The sequence below is a fragment of the Prevotella amnii CRIS 21A-A genome, from assembly GCF_000177355.1.
Classification (GTDB): Bacteria; Bacteroidota; Bacteroidia; order Bacteroidales; family Bacteroidaceae; genus Prevotella; species Prevotella amnii.
Map to the genome: position 1 here is coordinate 42,960 of NZ_ADFQ01000075.1, position 16,123 is coordinate 59,082.

11 protein-coding genes are annotated in these 16,123 nt (G+C 37.9%); 6 read left to right on the plus strand and 5 right to left on the minus strand.

The features are described 5' to 3' along the window. Complete coding sequence (locus HMPREF9018_RS06615; protein WP_008449747.1) at positions 1–720, minus strand: IspD/TarI family cytidylyltransferase; 720 nt, start codon at positions 718–720, stop codon at positions 1–3. A gap of 37 nt (positions 721–757) precedes the next feature. Next, positions 758–1,591 (minus strand): LicD family protein, encoded by an 834-nt coding sequence (locus tag HMPREF9018_RS06620; protein ID WP_008449772.1) that lies wholly within the window; start codon positions 1,589–1,591, stop codon positions 758–760. A 247-nt stretch (positions 1,592–1,838) separates the two neighbouring features. On the opposite strand from HMPREF9018_RS06620, the gene HMPREF9018_RS06625 reads away from it, so the two are divergent. Further along, positions 1,839–3,284 (plus strand): lipopolysaccharide biosynthesis protein, encoded by a 1,446-nt coding sequence (locus HMPREF9018_RS06625; protein ID WP_008449661.1) that lies wholly within the window; start codon positions 1,839–1,841, stop codon positions 3,282–3,284. Between the two features lie 213 nt (positions 3,285–3,497). Here HMPREF9018_RS06625 and gpmI read toward each other — a convergent pair whose 3' ends face one another. Together gpmI and purL are read right to left on the minus strand one after the other, a co-directional pair. Further along, positions 3,498–5,015, minus strand: a complete 1,518-nt coding sequence (gene gpmI / locus HMPREF9018_RS06630; RefSeq protein WP_008449644.1) for a 2,3-bisphosphoglycerate-independent phosphoglycerate mutase — start codon at positions 5,013–5,015, stop codon at positions 3,498–3,500. Between the two features lie 220 nt (positions 5,016–5,235). Then, positions 5,236–8,979 carry a phosphoribosylformylglycinamidine synthase gene (gene purL, locus HMPREF9018_RS06640; RefSeq protein ID WP_008449766.1) on the minus strand — a complete coding sequence of 1,248 codons (3,744 nt, stop codon included), beginning with the start codon at positions 8,977–8,979 and terminating at the stop codon, positions 5,236–5,238. A 225-nt stretch (positions 8,980–9,204) separates the two neighbouring features. Between purL and HMPREF9018_RS06645 the strand changes: the two genes are divergently transcribed. The 5 genes from HMPREF9018_RS06645 (at position 9,205) to HMPREF9018_RS06665 (ending at position 15,462) form a co-directional block, all read left to right on the plus strand. Continuing rightward, on the plus strand, positions 9,205–10,065 hold the full coding sequence (locus HMPREF9018_RS06645; RefSeq protein ID WP_008449625.1) for an OmpA family protein: 861 nt from the start codon (positions 9,205–9,207) through the stop codon (positions 10,063–10,065). 177 nt (positions 10,066–10,242) lie between these two features. Continuing rightward, positions 10,243–11,937, plus strand: a complete 1,695-nt coding sequence (locus tag HMPREF9018_RS06650; protein WP_008449600.1) for a phosphoethanolamine transferase — start codon at positions 10,243–10,245, stop codon at positions 11,935–11,937. Between the two features lie 522 nt (positions 11,938–12,459). Further along, positions 12,460–13,689 (plus strand): site-specific integrase, encoded by a 1,230-nt coding sequence (locus HMPREF9018_RS06655; RefSeq protein ID WP_008449768.1) that lies wholly within the window; start codon positions 12,460–12,462, stop codon positions 13,687–13,689. Between the two features lie 64 nt (positions 13,690–13,753). Then, entirely contained in the window at positions 13,754–15,049 is a 1,296-nt protein-coding gene (locus HMPREF9018_RS06660; protein WP_008449741.1) for a site-specific integrase, read from the plus strand. Then, positions 15,046–15,462 carry a hypothetical protein gene (locus HMPREF9018_RS06665; RefSeq protein WP_009012960.1) on the plus strand — a complete coding sequence of 139 codons (417 nt, stop codon included), beginning with the start codon at positions 15,046–15,048 and terminating at the stop codon, positions 15,460–15,462. Before HMPREF9018_RS06660 ends, HMPREF9018_RS06665 begins: the two co-directional genes overlap by 4 nt. Positions 15,463–15,636: 174 nt before the next feature. On the opposite strand, the gene HMPREF9018_RS06670 is transcribed toward HMPREF9018_RS06665, so the two are convergent. Then, positions 15,637–16,116, minus strand: coding sequence for a hypothetical protein (locus tag HMPREF9018_RS06670; protein ID WP_008449756.1), 480 nt, complete (start codon positions 16,114–16,116; stop codon positions 15,637–15,639). Positions 16,117–16,123: the final 7 nt, after the last annotated feature.

Genomic DNA, 16,123 nt, shown 5'->3' on the forward strand with positions numbered 1-16,123 from the left:
TTAAAACCCAAAAATCTGTTGATCTTCCCGCACAGCAATCATTGCACGAAATACGAAAAAATCGGTAGGTGTTGTTATTTTTATATTCTCCATAGGACCTATAATAGTACCTAATATTTTGCCATAATGGCTCATCATGGTGCAAGAGTCGATAAAATCGTGCTTGTTTATCTTTAAAGCTTTACGATGTACTTCTAAAATGTCTTTTAAAAGAAAGCTTTGTGGAGCACGTGCTATAAGCGAGTCTTTGCGTGAGGGAATGCGCAAGCTTTTATCTTCTTGCCTTACTATAAATGTTTCTGTAGCTGGTGCACAGGTTATACAGCTACCGCATTCTGCCACTTTCTTTATATTTTCGGTTATAGTTTCTTTATTTATTAATGGTCGGACACCATCATGTATGAGTACAGTGGCATTGCTACCTTGTGCATATTCTTCGGCAGCACATAATCCTTTATAAATAGAATCTTGCCCCGTTTTTCCTCCGGGTACAATCTTAACGACTTTGTTAATTTCAAATTTACGAATAACTTTTTCTAAAAAAGGTATCCATTCCTCAATGCAAGACACTATAATAGCATCTATCATAGGGTGATTATCAAACAGCTCAAGAGTATAAATGATAATAGGTTTGCCATTAAGCTCTAAAAACTGTTTTGGTCTTCCATTGGTGTGCATACGCTGACCAGAGCCACCAGCAAATATTACGGCTATATTCATAACTAAAAAAAGTATGTAAACACGAAAAAATGTTTGTTTAATCAATAAAAACTATATCTATCTTATGTCTATCTCGCTTGTTTTTTGGAGGAAGTTCCATATATTTGCCATAAGCAATGCGGCACAATTCTTCAGGATTAGCAGGACCTTCAAAAGTGTACCCTTCAAACGTTATATCCTTATGTGGAAACATAATATTCTCTGGGTTTTGCTCATAAAACCATGCACCATAAGAGTGCATATAGTTAGTAGGATTGCCAAACATTTTACCAAAGACACGAAAACATGGGAACACTATATTATGCAATATTGTGTAACATAACTGTGCTAAGTGTGGGTGTTTACCAGATAATTTTAGATTGACATTAACCGATAGTTTCGCAGCTAAATGTTGCAGCCAAGGTATCATATATCCCTCATAGGGGAATATGTCTATATGTAAACCGCGGTAGTGCTGAGCTTCATGCATTCGTTTGTCTTCGCTGTTGCTATTGTCGTGGCTTCTGTTTTCGCTCTTTAAGTCGCGTAGGCAAGCCCATTCTTTATAAAATCCACTATCGGTGGTGTTATCTTGCAATACGTATTGTGGGTGTGGGTGTGCTTTAAGATAATTGCATAGACGGTTAAAGTCTCGTTGATGCACTACAAAATCAATATCATCATCCCAAGGAATAAATCCCTTATGCCTTAAAGCGCCTAAAACATTGCCACCATCTAATCTGCAAGGTATTCCTATGGCTTTAGCTGTTTGCTGTAGATATATAGCCATGTCAAGCAATCGTAGCTGGGCGCGTCGCAAAACAGATCCGTCAGGATTATATTCCTTACGCAACATTTCTTGTGTTTCGCCTGTATTAAAAGTTGTTACCATTACTACTTATTCCTTTGTTATTGCAAAAATAATATTAAATGATGGACGAGCAAAGGAAAAGTATTAATCTTTTACCTTATTTTAGTCAAAAGTTAACAAACTACGATATAAACACCTTTAGAAGGTATCGTATATCTTTAGAGCATGTTATTATGACTGTTTTATTTTGGTAGGTCCTTTGTTTTATAGTACTTTTGTAAAAATCATTATGTAAAGTAAATAAAACTATTTCTCCGCAACTCTATATATGGAAAAAGAAACGTTAAAAGAAAAGACTGCAAAAGGATTGCTCTGGGGAGCATTTAATAATGGCTCTATGCAAGTTCTTAATGCTGTTATTGGCATTTTTCTTGCTCGATTGCTTTCTCCGTCCGACTATGGCTTAGTAGGTATGCTTGCTGTTTTTACAGCTATTGCAAGTGCTCTGCAAGAGAGTGGTTTTACTTCTGCTTTAGCTAACATGGAAAAGCCATCAGATAACGATTATAATTCAGTATTTTGGTTTAGTACTTTTATAAGCTGTATTTCTTACACGATACTTTTTTTTGCAGCTCCATTGATAGCTAACTTTTTTCATCAGGTAGAGCTTATCTCGCTTTCACGTTTTCTTTTTGTTTCGTTGATATTTTCTGCATTAGGAACAGCGCACACTGCTTATCTTTTTAAAAATATGATAGTAAGGGAAACAACAATCTTGCGCATACTATCCTTAATCTTTTCAGGTATTATAGGTATAATATTAGCTTTTAAAGGGTATGCTTATTGGAGCTTGGCATGGCAACAATTTTTGTTTATCGCTATTATGAGTATTGGCAGATTTTTTATTACACCATGGCATCCATCTCTTAAAATAGACTTCAGCCCGATAAAGAGAATGTTTTCTTTCAGTTATAAGATATTACTAACAACTATTATAAACTCATTAAGCCAAAATCTACTTACTTTTATCTTTGGGCGTTTTTATTCAGCTAAGGCTGTAGGCAATTTCTCACAGGCTTTCAAATGGGATACTATGGCAAGCACTTTTGTTTCAGGCACAATAGCAATGGTAGCACAGCCTATCTTGGTAGAGGTAAATAATGACAGAGAGAGACAGATAAAGATCTTCCGCAAAATGCTTCGTTTTACAGCTTTTTTAGCTTTCCCTGCAATGTTTGGATTGGCTATGGTGGCAAACGAATTTATAGTTCTTTTGATTTCAGAAAAGTGGGTAGATAGTATCCCTTTGCTTCGTATACTATGTATAAGCGGTGCTTTTGTTCCTTTTTATATAATGTATCAAAACTTGATAGTAAGTAGAGGTAAGTCGGCTATTTATATGTGGTGTACTGTAGCGTTGATAATTGTTCAGCTATCTACGGTGTTAACATGTTTTCATTATGGTATTGTGATTATGGTAAGTATATATACTTTTGTTACAATACTATGGCTTTTTGTATGGCAATATTTTGCTAATAAGGAGATAGGCATACGCCTTTTAGATGTGCTTAAAGATATATTGCCTTATCTTGTTATTACACTTATAGTGATGCTTATTACTTATTTTGCAACTACTTTTATTCATAATAAGATAGTTCTTTTGATTGTCCGTCTTATAATGGCTTCTTTTCTTTACTTTATTATCATGAAGATTTCAGGCTCACAAATATTAGAAGAGTGTATCAGATATTTTTTGAGAAAAAAGCAAAAGTAGTAAAAGCTCTTCTAAAGGAAAATGAGCAAAGATATGAAATGAAGATAAACTAAAAACATATATATAAAGTTGTTTTTCATTTCTTAATAGTTATATAATAAAAATGTAGTGAAATAGATACCTGTTTCACTACATTTTTGTTTAGATATAACCTTATAAAGGAAAAGCTTATAAGCATTTTCCTCTATAAGGCTCATAGAGAGAATATATAAGTTAATCTTCTATTAAGTTTTCTCCTGTCATTTCCTTAGGCTGCTCTAAGCCCATTATATGTAGGATAGATGGTGCGACGTCAGCTAAACGTCCGTTTCTTACCTTTGCAGAATTGTTATCTGTAACATATATAAAAGGTACAGGGTTTAGCGAGTGAGCAGTGTTAGGTGTACCATCTTCGTTGATAGCATTATCAGCATTACCGTGATCGGCTATGATAATAGCTTCATAATCATTAGCTTTAGCTGCTTCTATAACTTCCTTAACGCATTTATCTACCGCATATACTGCTTTAGCTATGGCATTATAAATGCCAGTATGACCTACCATATCACCATTAGCGAAATTTACCACAATGAAGTCGTATTCCTGAGTATTGATAGCTCCTATAAGTTTGTCCTTTACCTCATATGCACTCATCTCAGGTTTTAAATCATATGTAGCTACCTTTGGAGATGGCACTAATATACGATCTTCACCATCGTAAGGCTGTTCACGACCACCATTAAAAAAGAAAGTTACGTGTGCATATTTCTCTGTTTCTGCAGTATGTAGTTGTTTCTTACCTAAAGAACTTAGATATTCGCCTAAGGTTTTCATAACATTTTCCTTAGGATAAAGGATATGTACGTTATGAAAACTTGCATCATAAGGAGTCATACAATAATATTGTAAGTCTTTAATGGTTTTCATACCTTCATCTGCCATGTCTGTTTGGCTCAATACTTGGGTCAATTCTTTTGCACGGTCGTTACGATAATTGAAGAAAATAACTACATCGCCTTCTTCTATATTACCGTTTACATTGCTATTAGTAATAGCTTTTATAAACTCATCTGTAACACCCTCTTCATAGCTTTCTTCTACAGCCTTTGCTACATCGTCAGCAGGTTTGCCTTTACCATGTACTAATAAGTCGTAAGCCTCTTTTATTCGTGCCCAACGCTTATCTCTGTCCATAGCGTAAAAACGCCCTATAACAGAAGCTATATGTGCTCCATTAGCATCGCAGACCTTTTGTACTTCTCTTAGGAAACCTGCACCACTTTTAGGATCGGTATCACGTCCATCCATAAAACAATGGACATAAACATCTTTCAGATCATATTCCTTACCTATCTCTATCAACTTAAACAAGTGATTTAATGAAGAGTGTACACCACCAGTAGAGGTAAGCCCCATAAGATGTAGCTTTTTCCCTGTTTTTTGTGCATAGCTATAAGCGTTTATTATCTCTTGATTTTTTAATATTTCGCCACTTTGGCAAGCCTTATTAATCTTTACAAGATCTTGATAAACTATACGACCTGCACCAATATTTAGATGCCCTACTTCTGAGTTACCCATCTGTCCATCAGGCAAACCTACATTTTCGCCACAAGCTTGTAGCTCAGAATGAGCACTAACAGCATTTAAATAATCAAGAAAAGGTGTTGGTGTGTTATATATAACATCGCCTTTACCATGTAAACCGTTACCCCAACCATCTAAAATCATCAATAAAGCTTTCTTTGCCATAATTATTTCTTTCTATGTTTTGTTTTAAATTTCTATATTCTATATATGCAAAGGTACTGAAAACCCATAATATAGCAAAGAAAATAGTTGTGTTTTGAAAGTATAATATTTTTATTTTAAGCCTTATGATATCAAAAATAAGCTCTTTATATAAAAAAGAAGAAAAACGCATTAGGCGAGTTATACCCACCTAATGCGTTTTTGTATAAAATAAAATATTTTATAGATGTTTTTCTATCCAACGGCGTGCATTTACAAAGGCCTCTATCCAAGGTGTAACTTCATCGTTTCTACGGTTAAGAGGATACCAAGCTTGCTGCCAAGGGAAGATAGCGCGTTCCAAGTGGGGCATCATAGCAAGGTGTCTTCCGTCAGTAGAGCATATACCCGCTACGTTATAATCGGAGCCATTAGGATTAGCAGGGTATTCTGCGTAGTTATATTTAGCTATGATATTATACTTATCTTCTGGCTCTGGCATATAAAATCTACCTTCTCCGTGAGCTACCCAAATACCAAGTTTGTTACCACTTAGTGATCCAAGCATGACACTATTATTATTAGGAATAACCAAACTAACAAAACCACTTTCAAACTTCTTACTCGTATTGTGGCATAAGTGTGTACGATGTTGATGCTCTGGATTAATGAGATTGAGTTCTACCATTAACTGACAACCATTACATATACCGAGAGAAAGGGTGTCTTTTCGTGCATAAAAAGCATCTAAGGCTTTCTTGGCTTTCTCGTTAAAAAGAAATGCTCCAGCCCATCCTTTTGCCGATCCAAGCACATCAGAATTAGAGAAGCCTCCACAGAAAACAATTAAGTGGACCTCTTCTAAAGTTTCGCGCCCACTGATAAGGTCGGTCATCATCACATCTTTTACCTCAAAACCTGCTAAGTACAAGCTGTAAGCCATTTCGCGCTCGCCGTTAGTACCTTTTTCGCGAATTATAGCTGCTGTGGGTAGCTTAGTGTGGGAGGTGAGTGATTTTTCTTTCCAGCGATCAGCGTTCAGACCATATTGTGCTAATGTTCCTTTAAAATTGCTGTTGAATGTCATTTCTAAAGGTTGTTTCTTATAGTTTTGAAAACGCTTTTTAGCCATTCCGTTGAGGCTTTGATTACGATCTAAGAGATAAGATGTTTTGTACCATATATCACGCATCTCATCAATGTTTAGCTTTAGATTAAATTCTCCATCTGTAAGGTTAAGCTCTCTTCCTTCTTCTACAGGGCAGCCTATGCGAGCAAAACCTATATTGTTTTCCTCTAAATAATTTTTTACATCTTCATAATAAAAATCATCTACCTGTATAATAACACCTGGATTTTCTGCGAAAAGCTTCTTAATAATATCATTTCCCTGAATATCATGAAGATTTATTTTTAAGCCTCCATGAGTATTGGCAAACACCATTTCCAACAGAGTAGTTATTAACCCACCTGCAGAAATATCATGCCCTGCAAGTATCCAGTTGTTGTTTATCATTTCCTGTATAGCTTCAAAACAATCGCAGAAGTATTGTGCGTCTTTTACAGTAGGCACATCACTACCTACTTTACCCAAACTTTGTGCAAATGCTGAACCACCTAAACGAAGCTCGTCATAACTAAAGTCTATATGCAGTAAGCGTGTTCTCTTTTTATTAACGAGTACAGGGGAAACAACTTTCTTAACATCTGACACTTCACCACCACTGGTAACAATAACTGTTCCGGGAGCTATTATCTTATCACCATTAGGATATTGTTGTGTCATAGAAAGCGAGTCTTTGCCTGTAGGAACATTGACACCAATAGCACAGCAGAAGTCGGATAAAGCCTTTACAGCGTTATATAGACGTGCGTCTTCACCTTTTTGTGAGCGGCAAGGCCACATCCAGTTGGCTGAAAGGCTTAAAGAGTCCATTCCATCTGTAAGTGGAGCCCACACGATGTTAGTAAGAGCTTCAGCTACTGATAGTATAGAGCCTGCTTCAGGATTAGCTAAGCCAGCTTGCGGAGCATGACCTATGGCGGTAGCAATACCACTCTTACCACGGTAGTCTAACGATACTACACCACAATCGGATAAAGGTAATTGTATCTCACCCTGACATTGCTGACGTGCCACTTTACCGGTTACCGAGCGATCGACCTTGTTCGTAAGCCAATCTTTACATGCTACAGCTTCCAGTTGTAGCATATCATGTATATATTCTTTAATCTTAATAACATCGTAGGTGGTATCTTCATAAGTACGTATCACTGTTTCGTCTCTCATAATGGTTTTAGGTGAGTGTCCAAACATCTGTGCCACATCAAGGTCGAAAGGTTTAGTACCATCTGTTTGCTCAAAGCTAAAATGAGCATTTCCCGTAGTTTCACCCACTACATACATCGGAGCTCGTTCACGCTCAGCAATCTTCTTTACGTGAGCAAGATGTCTTTCATCTATGAGCAGCCCCATTCTCTCCTGACTTTCATTTGCAATAATTTCTTTTGCACTCAACGACTTGTCGCCAATAGGCAATTCTCCCATATCTATTTTGCCACCACAGTCTTCTACAAGCTCGCTCAAACAATTAAGATGCCCTGCAGATCCATGATCATGGATACTAACAACAGGATTATGATCTTCTTCCACTAATGCCCTCACTAAGTTATAAGCTCGCTTTTGCATTTCTGGATTTGCTCTCTGAATGGCATTTAGCTCAATACCATTAGAGTAACGGCCAGTATTAACAGAGGAAACTGATCCTCCTCCTAAACCTATACGATAGTTATCTCCACCTACAACTACTATCTTATTGCCAGCTTGTGGGGTGCCCTTTAAACAATCGCGTTTAGTGCCATATCCCACACCTCCTGCAAGCATAATGACTTTATCATAAGCATATTTTTCATTATTTTCTTGATGTTCAAATGTAAGAAGAGAACCTGTAATGAGAGGCTGTCCAAACTTGTTTCCAAAATCGCTTGCTCCGTTAGATGCTTTTATTAATATTTGCTCAGGACTTTGATAAAGCCATTGACGTACGGGAAGCAAGCGTTCCCATGTACGTAACGTGTCCGATTTTTCTCCTTTTTCTTTTAGACGTGGATAAGATGTCATATATACAGCCGTACCTGCAATGGGCCAAGATCCTACGCCACCACCCATACGGTCACGAATCTCCCCACCTGTACCAGTTGCAGCACCATTAAAAGGCTCTACAGTAGTAGGGAAGTTATGAGTTTCTGCTTTAAGGGAGATAACGCTTTCTATGGGTTTGATATGAAAGTAATCGGAGGTAGACTGGTCTGCGGGAGCAAATTGCTCTATGATAGGACCCTTAGAAAAGGCAACATTATCTTTATAAGCAGAAAGAATATTTCCAGGATTCTCTTTTGTCGTTTTCTTAATAAGATTAAACAAGCTGCTTTCTTTTACCTTGCCGTCTATGATGAACTCTCCTCCGAAAATCTTATGCCTACAATGCTCACTATTTATTTGAGCAAAACCAAACACTTCTGAATCGGTTAATGGTCTGCCATTTTCTGTTTCTATTTTTTTAAGATAAGCTATCTCTTCCTTTGAAAGAGCTAAGCCCTCTTCTTCATTAAATAGTTCAAGGTCATCTACGATACGAATAGGTGATGGGGTAATCGAAGTAGAAAAAAGGTCTTGATCAAGGCCACTATACATACGTTGTAGCATGGTGTCGTACTCGGCTTCAGGGCTACTCACGGGGTAATATTCTTCTATACGAAAAATGCCGCTAAGACCCATGTTTTGTGTAATCTCAACGGCATTTGTACTCCATGGAGTAACCATTTCTCTGCGAGGACCTACGAAAGTACCTTTTAGGTGTTTTTCGTTTAAGAAACGAGCTTCGCCATATAACCAACAAAGTGCTTTAATCTCTGCATCAGATAGAGGGTGATTGGCTTCGGTTGCAATCACATTCTTCTGCTGGGTTCTAAAGAAATGGATCATTGTTTAATATCTAAATTAGGTGTTATTAATACGTTGCAAAGATACTATTTTCAAATGGAAATAATACTATATATTACACTTAATATATCATGTGTATATCAAAATGTAATAAAACAAAACAGCTATTGGTTAAAAATAATTAAACCATCTATGCTTTTCTTGTTTTCTAATACCATAATAATAACTTTGTAAAAAAGAAGAATTTTATTAAATATCAATACTATTATGAAGAAAGTCTATTTTATTATCAGTGTTTTAGCTGCTACTTTAGCTCTTTCAAGTTGTGCAAGTAAGAAAGATTTAGATAATTGCCGTACAGAAAATAATAAGCTGACAAACGATTATCAGAGTGCAAAGGAAACCATAGCTGCAAACAATGCACGTATAAAGAGTTTGGAAGATCAGTTAGCGCAAGCAAAAGAGAGTGCTGCAGCGTTACAAGGTAGCTTAGATAAGAGCTTGACAAGTGCTAATTATAACAATATTAATATAGCTAAGCTGGTAGATCAGATTAATGAGAGCAACCAGTATATACGCCATCTTGTCGAGGTGAAAACTAAGAGCGATTCGCTCAATATGGCTCTTCAGAATAATCTTACGCGCTCATTGAGCAGAGAAGAGCTAAAAGAAGTAGATATACAAGTTTTAAAGGGTGTAGTATATATATCTTTGGCCGACAATATGCTATATAAGAGTGGTTCGTATGAAATCAATTCTCGTGCAGAGCAAACTTTAAGTAAGATAGCTAAGATTATTATGGATTATAATAATTATGATGTTCTTATAGAGGGAAATACAGATAATGTGCCTATTAATACTACTAATAAAATAATGGCTAATATCCGTAACAATTGGGATCTTTCAGCGCTTCGTGCTACTTCTGTAGCTAATTATTTACAGACCCGTTTTGGGGTAGATCCAAGCAGAATAACTGCTGGAGGTCGTGGTGAATATAACCCTATTGTAGGGAATGATACAGAGCTGGGACGTCAGCGCAATCGTCGTACACAAATAATAATTACTCCAAAGCTCGACCAGTTTATGGACTTAATAGGTAAAGCACCAAAAGATACTGATAAAAAGTAACAGAAATATAAATATAAAAGCGCAAGTCTGTTTTTAACACACTTGCGCTTTTTTTTTGAATAAGATTATTTTTTGATGGTAGATAATAAAAATTAGATTAAAAAATATTAACTTTGCAAACATTTATAAAGCATCACTGTTTTATATAACATTAATAATAATATAAAGATAAAACTAATGAAACCTTTTTTAAAGGAAAAACTAAAGGACTTTAAAAGTCTATTCGTTAAATTTGCAGTAAATAATTTTGCTTTTATAACTATAATTCTGCTTTTTAATCTTACTATTTTTTATGTAGCTTCATCTTTTGGAAGAGGTGTACATTTGTTTCTTTATGCCACTTGTTTAGTGACTTTAATTGCTCTATTTACAGAATGTACAATAAACAAAATAATACGAAGGATTGTACGTAAAATAATTATAATCTTCGCAGGGATAGTGTTTATAGGCGATTTGTTCTTTATATATCATTATCAAGGGTTGCCCGATAGAGCTATAATAGAGGTGTTACTTGCTACTAATGTTTCAGAAACGTGGGAATATGTAGAGACTAATTTGCAACATTGGTACCTATATGTAGCCCTAATAGTAATTACTTTTGTAATATATGCAGCTATTAAAATGCTTAAAAAGATAAGTTGTAAGCCAAAGGTAGGGGCTATATTTGCATTTTATCTTTTCTTTGCTATTGTTTTCACTACTGTGAATGTTGTAAAAGATTTCTTTAGGCAGAGTGATACAACTATTGGATATTTAGAAAGAAGATGTTGCCCATTAGTAAGAACTATAACTAACGTATGTGATGGTATTACTAATATGAGAAATTTTGAGAGAATGCTTAAGGCAGGTAATACTAAGCCTAAGATATTGAGTAATAACAGTTCTATCCCATATATTGTTTATATCTTAGGCGAATCAACATCACGTCATTATATGGGAATATATGGTTATCATCTTAACAATACACCATACATGAGCAAGCGATATATGAAAGGAGAGCTGTTAAGATTTAATGATGTTATCAGCCCTCATGGAATGACTATATTAGTGTTACAAGATCTTTTTACTTTTTATCGTCAACATGCAAAGGGACAATGGTATAATTATACCGATCTGTTCAGTATTTTAAGGGCAGCAGGGTATAATACAACATGGCTTTCTAATCAAGAGTACTCTGGGAGCTATGGTAATCACGGGAGAATATATGCTGAGCGTTGTAATAATAAGGCTTTTACACGGCTAAGATCAGAAGATGGTTTTAATATGAAAGAACCTTATGATGAATCGTTACTGCCACTATTAGATAAGACTTTAAAGCATAATAAAAGCAAGAAAAACTTTATAGTTTTACATTTATATGGTACACATACTCGGTATAGCGAACGTTATCCAAAGACTTTTAAAGAGTATTCTACAAAGCAAGTGAAAGGCTCTAATAAAGAAATGAAGGAGTTAAGAGCTTGTTATAGCACGGCAGTGCGTTATAATGATAGCATTATGAATGCCATTATAAAACGTTTTGAAAATAAAGATGCAATAGTTATTTATACTTCAGATCATGGTGAGGATCTTATGGATATAAATGATAAGGTAGCAGGGCATTCAGAAGTAGGTATAAATACTCGAATGGTGGAAATACCTATGCTGATTTATCTCTCTAAAACATTTCGTTCAAAGCGTCCAGAGCTTGCAAAAAGGATACAGCTATCTATAAATAGACCTTTTATGACTGATGATATGATTCATTCTATTTTAGATATAATGGGAATAAAAACAAGTGGATATAACCCTAAATTAAGTGTATTTAATAAACAGTTTGATGCTAAAAGGAAGAGATATTGTGGTAAAAAACTTTATCGAAAAGAGTCATAGTAAAATATTATCTTTTGCAAACAGAATAACAAGCGTTCTTTGTTAAGCAGAAAATAGCAAAGCCAATTATCTCACTCGTTTCCAAATCGTTATCTGTTTAGTTTAATAAACAAGGTAATTTGTTTATTTCCAATTAGTTATATATAAGGAGTCATGTTGGTGAGCAAAACATCACCTTTTACCCTCTAAAACATCACCTTTTGGTGAGCAAAACATCACCTTTTGAAGTCCAACTAATCAAAGAAAATGAAGTAAAATCGAAGTTGGTGTAAACTGACTGATAATAAGCAGGAAACGGAACAATTTGCATAAAACTGCCTCTTTCAAAAAGGGCAGCAATATGCAGATTTAGGCAGAAGTTCAGTTACCAGAACGTTACCCGATTCTAGCATAGGTAACGATGGAGTAATATTCGGTAACTGAATTATTTTCGCTCGTGTGGCTGTTGCTTCGGTCGGCAGTTTTCTGCGTAAGTGAGGAACGCTTTAATTCGGGTAACTTTGCCCACAGAAATTAAAGCGTATGAAACAAGGAAAAATGAAGGTGTTGCTCTACCTCAAAAAGAGCGGTCTTGACAAGTCGGGCAAAGCCCCGATTATGGGGCGGATAACCATCGACCGTTCCATTGCCCAGTTCAGTTGCAAACTCTCCTGCAATCCCGATTTGTGGAATCCCCGTGAGAGCCGAATGGACGGAAAGAGCCGTGAGGCGGTGGAAGTGAACAGCAGGTTGGAAAACCTGTTGCTGTCCGTTCAGTCTGCTTATCAGTCCCTGCTCTCCAAAGGATGCCCGTTTGACGCAACCGATGTGAAGGAGCAGTTTCAGGGCAGCGTGCAGACACGGTGCATGCTCATCGAAAGGCTGGACATACTCATCAAGGAAAAAGAAAACCATGTAGGTATAGACATCAAGGAAGGAGCCATACACGGCTACCACTCCACCCGGATACATTTACAGAAGTTTATTCAACGGAAGTACAAGGTTTCGGACTTGGCATTCTCGCAACTTACAGAGGATTTTATCCATGAGTTCCAGCAGTATTTCTTAGGTGAGTGTGGTTTTCAGGAAAGCACGTTCTATAATGTAGCCACGCATTTGAAGACGGTATGCAGATTGGCATACCGTGAGGGATTGGCAGACACGCTCCTTTTTGACAAGGTTAAGATATCAAAGGGCAACAAGAAACTCCCCAAGGCACTCGACAAGGAAGCGTTGGAAAAGCTGAAGGCTCTCTGCTTTGAGGATTTGGAGGAAGAAATGGAAACGGCACGGGACATATTCCTCTTTGCCTGCTATGTTGGTGCAGCCTATTGCGACCTGATGGAACTGAGCAAGTCCCACCTTGTCCGTGATGATGAAGGCAAAATGTGGCTGAAATTCAACCGCCACAAGACAGGCGTACCCTGCCGTATCAAGTTATTGCCCGAAGCCATTAGGCTGATAGAGAGGTTTCACTGCGATGAAAGGGAAACACTGCTTCCCTATATCAAGTACAAGAGCTATCAGACCTGTCTGAAAGCCCTGCGGCTTCGTGCAGGCATATCGTTTCCATTTACCACTCATACCGCAAGGCACACCTTTGCAACACTCATCACGCTTGAACAGGGTGTGCCTATTGAAACGGTAAGCAAGATGCTGGGACATTCCAACATAAGCATGACGGAACGCTATGCCAAAGTAACTCCACTGAAACTTTTTGAGGAGTTCGACCTTTTCCTCTCTTTTACAGGTGATATGCAGCTGACTATCTAACGATAAAGTCTCATCATCTTATTTTTTTTCATCCAATCAATCAAAACATTAAAGCATCAAGACAATGAGAAGTACATTCAAGATAATGTTCTATATCAACAGACAGAAAATTAAGGCAGATGGCAATACCGCCATTCTATGCCGTATCACCATAGACGGAAAAAGCACAACCATTACCACGGGCGAAGAATGCAATCCCTCCGAGTGGAACACCAAGCAGGGCTTGACGACAGACAGGAAAACCAATCAAAGACTCCATGAGTTCAGGGAAATTGTGGAAAAGACCTATCAGGATATACTGACAAGGGACGGAGTGGTAAGTGCTGAACTTATCAAGAACCACCTGCAAGGCATAACAGAGAATCCGTCAACCCTCCTTGCCATGAGCAGGGCGGAGCTGCAAGCACTCAAGGAAAGCGTTGGAAAGTCAAGGGCGGAGGGAACTTATCTGAATCTGTCCCATTCTGACAAGAACCTCCGTGAGTTTGTGGAAGATAAAGGATTGCAGGACATATCCATTTCCACCATTACGGAGGACTTGTTTGAGGAATATCGCTTCTTTCTCAAAAAGCGCGGATTAAAGGGAACGACCATCAACAACTATCTCTGCTGGCTGAGCAGGCTGATGTTCCGTGCGGTCAGCAAGAGGATTATTCGCTGCAATCCTTTTGAGCATGCCAAGTATGAGAAAGAAGAAAAGAAGATACGCTTCCTGCAAAAGAGTGAAGTTGCTAAACTTGCGACAATGAAAATGAATGACAGCGAGGCGGAATTGGCAAGGCTGATGTTCGTCTTTTCCTGTCTTACGGGACTGGCAATCGCTGATATGGAAACTCTGCAATATGGGCATATCCAAACGGCAGCGGGCGGGAGGAAGTATATCCGAAAGGAACGTCAAAAGACAAAGGTGGAGTTCGTTGTGCCGCTGCATCCAATAGCGGAGGCCATTATCCGCCATTGTTGGGAAGAACAGGAGGGAAACGAAGAACTGCAGACGGTGAAAGAAAAAGGCGACAGCCTTGTCTTCCCCCGTAGTTGCAGCCGTAGCGTAATGGGCAAGAACCTGTGCATTGTGGGCAAGGCTTGCGGTATCAGAGAACGGTTGTCCTATCATATGGCAAGGCACACTTTCGGTACAATGAGTTTAAGTGCAGGAATACCCATTGAGAGCATTGCCAAGATGATGGGGCACGCCTCCATATCAAGCACGCAGATTTACGCGCAGGTGACGGACAGGAAGATTTCGGAGGATATGGACAGGCTCATTGCCAAGCAATCTGCAAAAGAGAAAGAAATTGCGGAGAGAGAGGCTTGTGAACCTTCGGATTTTGCAACCTGTAAAATGGAGGAAACGGCATGAAAGCAAGCAATAATTCAAAGAGCAAAAATAGCACGTACAATCATCGCAGTTACTTTGATTGGGGGAGTAATATGCAGGTTGTCCACAAGGGTAAAGGCGAGATTGCCATGACGGAGGGAGAACTTGCGAGGTTCTTCGGTGTGACGTGGAGAAAACTCAATCATAGGCTTCAAGCGATAATAAAATCTTCCAACTTGCATCCCGATGAAAGGGGTGCAGGCCAAGAAGAAGTTATCAATGGTAGAGAGTGTGTTGGTTATGCATCACTTTATCCGCTCTCAACAATCATTGCCCTGTCCTTTCTATTGGACAGCATGGAAGCGCATTTATTCAGAAAGTACATCAGTAGAAGATTGCAGACAGAGTCTGCCATTGTAACGCCAATCTTCCTGTTAGGCAATACCAAGAACTAATGAATATATTTCCTTTTTCTTTCACCGATTATATCTTACTACATTACTACAATAAGAGTTAAAGCGGTGAAAGAGAAAGGATTAACGTGTAGTTGGCTGCTCAAAATAATTGTACTACGCAGTAACTACATTTGCCTTTCTTCTTTCACTGCTTCATTACGGTTAAAAAGGGAATTATATGCTATTTGTTATTTGCTTGACTATCCTCTGGAGCACGCTTTCATTGCTTATAAGTATAGATGCCGTGCCCACCATTCCGCTGATAATTTTATACCTGCAATCCGTTATCCTTACCTGTGCCGTGAATACGCTGCCTTCTGCCGTTTGTCGGGGTGTATGCGATGTGGCTGTTATTACACCATTTGCAACTCCGTATGTTTCTGCATCGTAACCCTCAACTTCGATGTTCGCTGTCATTCCTCTTGCTATCGTATTCACGTATTTATAGGGAACGGTTATTGTGCCTTGATGGGCATTTGTCATCTGCACCTTTGCACTGATGGTTTCGGGATAAGGTATAAAATATGCGCCCACCAATAGTCCCAATATCACAATGGTGATTATCGTGATACCATAACGGACAATCCTTGACGGTATCTCGCCAATGATATGCCTTACTTTCTCGCTGCGGAGTTCTATCTCGTTGTCTGCCATAATATTC

Excerpts from the sequence above, each read along its gene's own strand:
- HMPREF9018_RS06615 (WP_008449747.1), bottom strand. The coding sequence starts at position 720 with ATGAATATAGCCGTAATATTTGCTGGTGGCTCTGGTCAGCGTATGCAC.
- HMPREF9018_RS06620 (WP_008449772.1), bottom strand. The coding sequence starts at position 1,591 with ATGGTAACAACTTTTAATACAGGCGAAACACAAGAAATGTTGCGTAAG.
- HMPREF9018_RS06625 (WP_008449661.1), top strand. The coding sequence starts at position 1,839 with ATGGAAAAAGAAACGTTAAAAGAAAAGACTGCAAAAGGATTGCTCTGG.
- gpmI (WP_008449644.1), bottom strand. The coding sequence starts at position 5,015 with ATGGCAAAGAAAGCTTTATTGATGATTTTAGATGGTTGGGGTAACGGT.
- purL (WP_008449766.1), bottom strand. The coding sequence starts at position 8,979 with ATGATCCATTTCTTTAGAACCCAGCAGAAGAATGTGATTGCAACCGAA.
- HMPREF9018_RS06645 (WP_008449625.1), top strand. The coding sequence starts at position 9,205 with ATGAAGAAAGTCTATTTTATTATCAGTGTTTTAGCTGCTACTTTAGCT.
- HMPREF9018_RS06650 (WP_008449600.1), top strand. The coding sequence starts at position 10,243 with ATGAAACCTTTTTTAAAGGAAAAACTAAAGGACTTTAAAAGTCTATTC.
- HMPREF9018_RS06655 (WP_008449768.1), top strand. The coding sequence starts at position 12,460 with ATGAAACAAGGAAAAATGAAGGTGTTGCTCTACCTCAAAAAGAGCGGT.
- HMPREF9018_RS06660 (WP_008449741.1), top strand. The coding sequence starts at position 13,754 with ATGAGAAGTACATTCAAGATAATGTTCTATATCAACAGACAGAAAATT.
- HMPREF9018_RS06665 (WP_009012960.1), top strand. The coding sequence starts at position 15,046 with ATGAAAGCAAGCAATAATTCAAAGAGCAAAAATAGCACGTACAATCAT.
- HMPREF9018_RS06670 (WP_008449756.1), bottom strand. The coding sequence starts at position 16,116 with ATGGCAGACAACGAGATAGAACTCCGCAGCGAGAAAGTAAGGCATATC.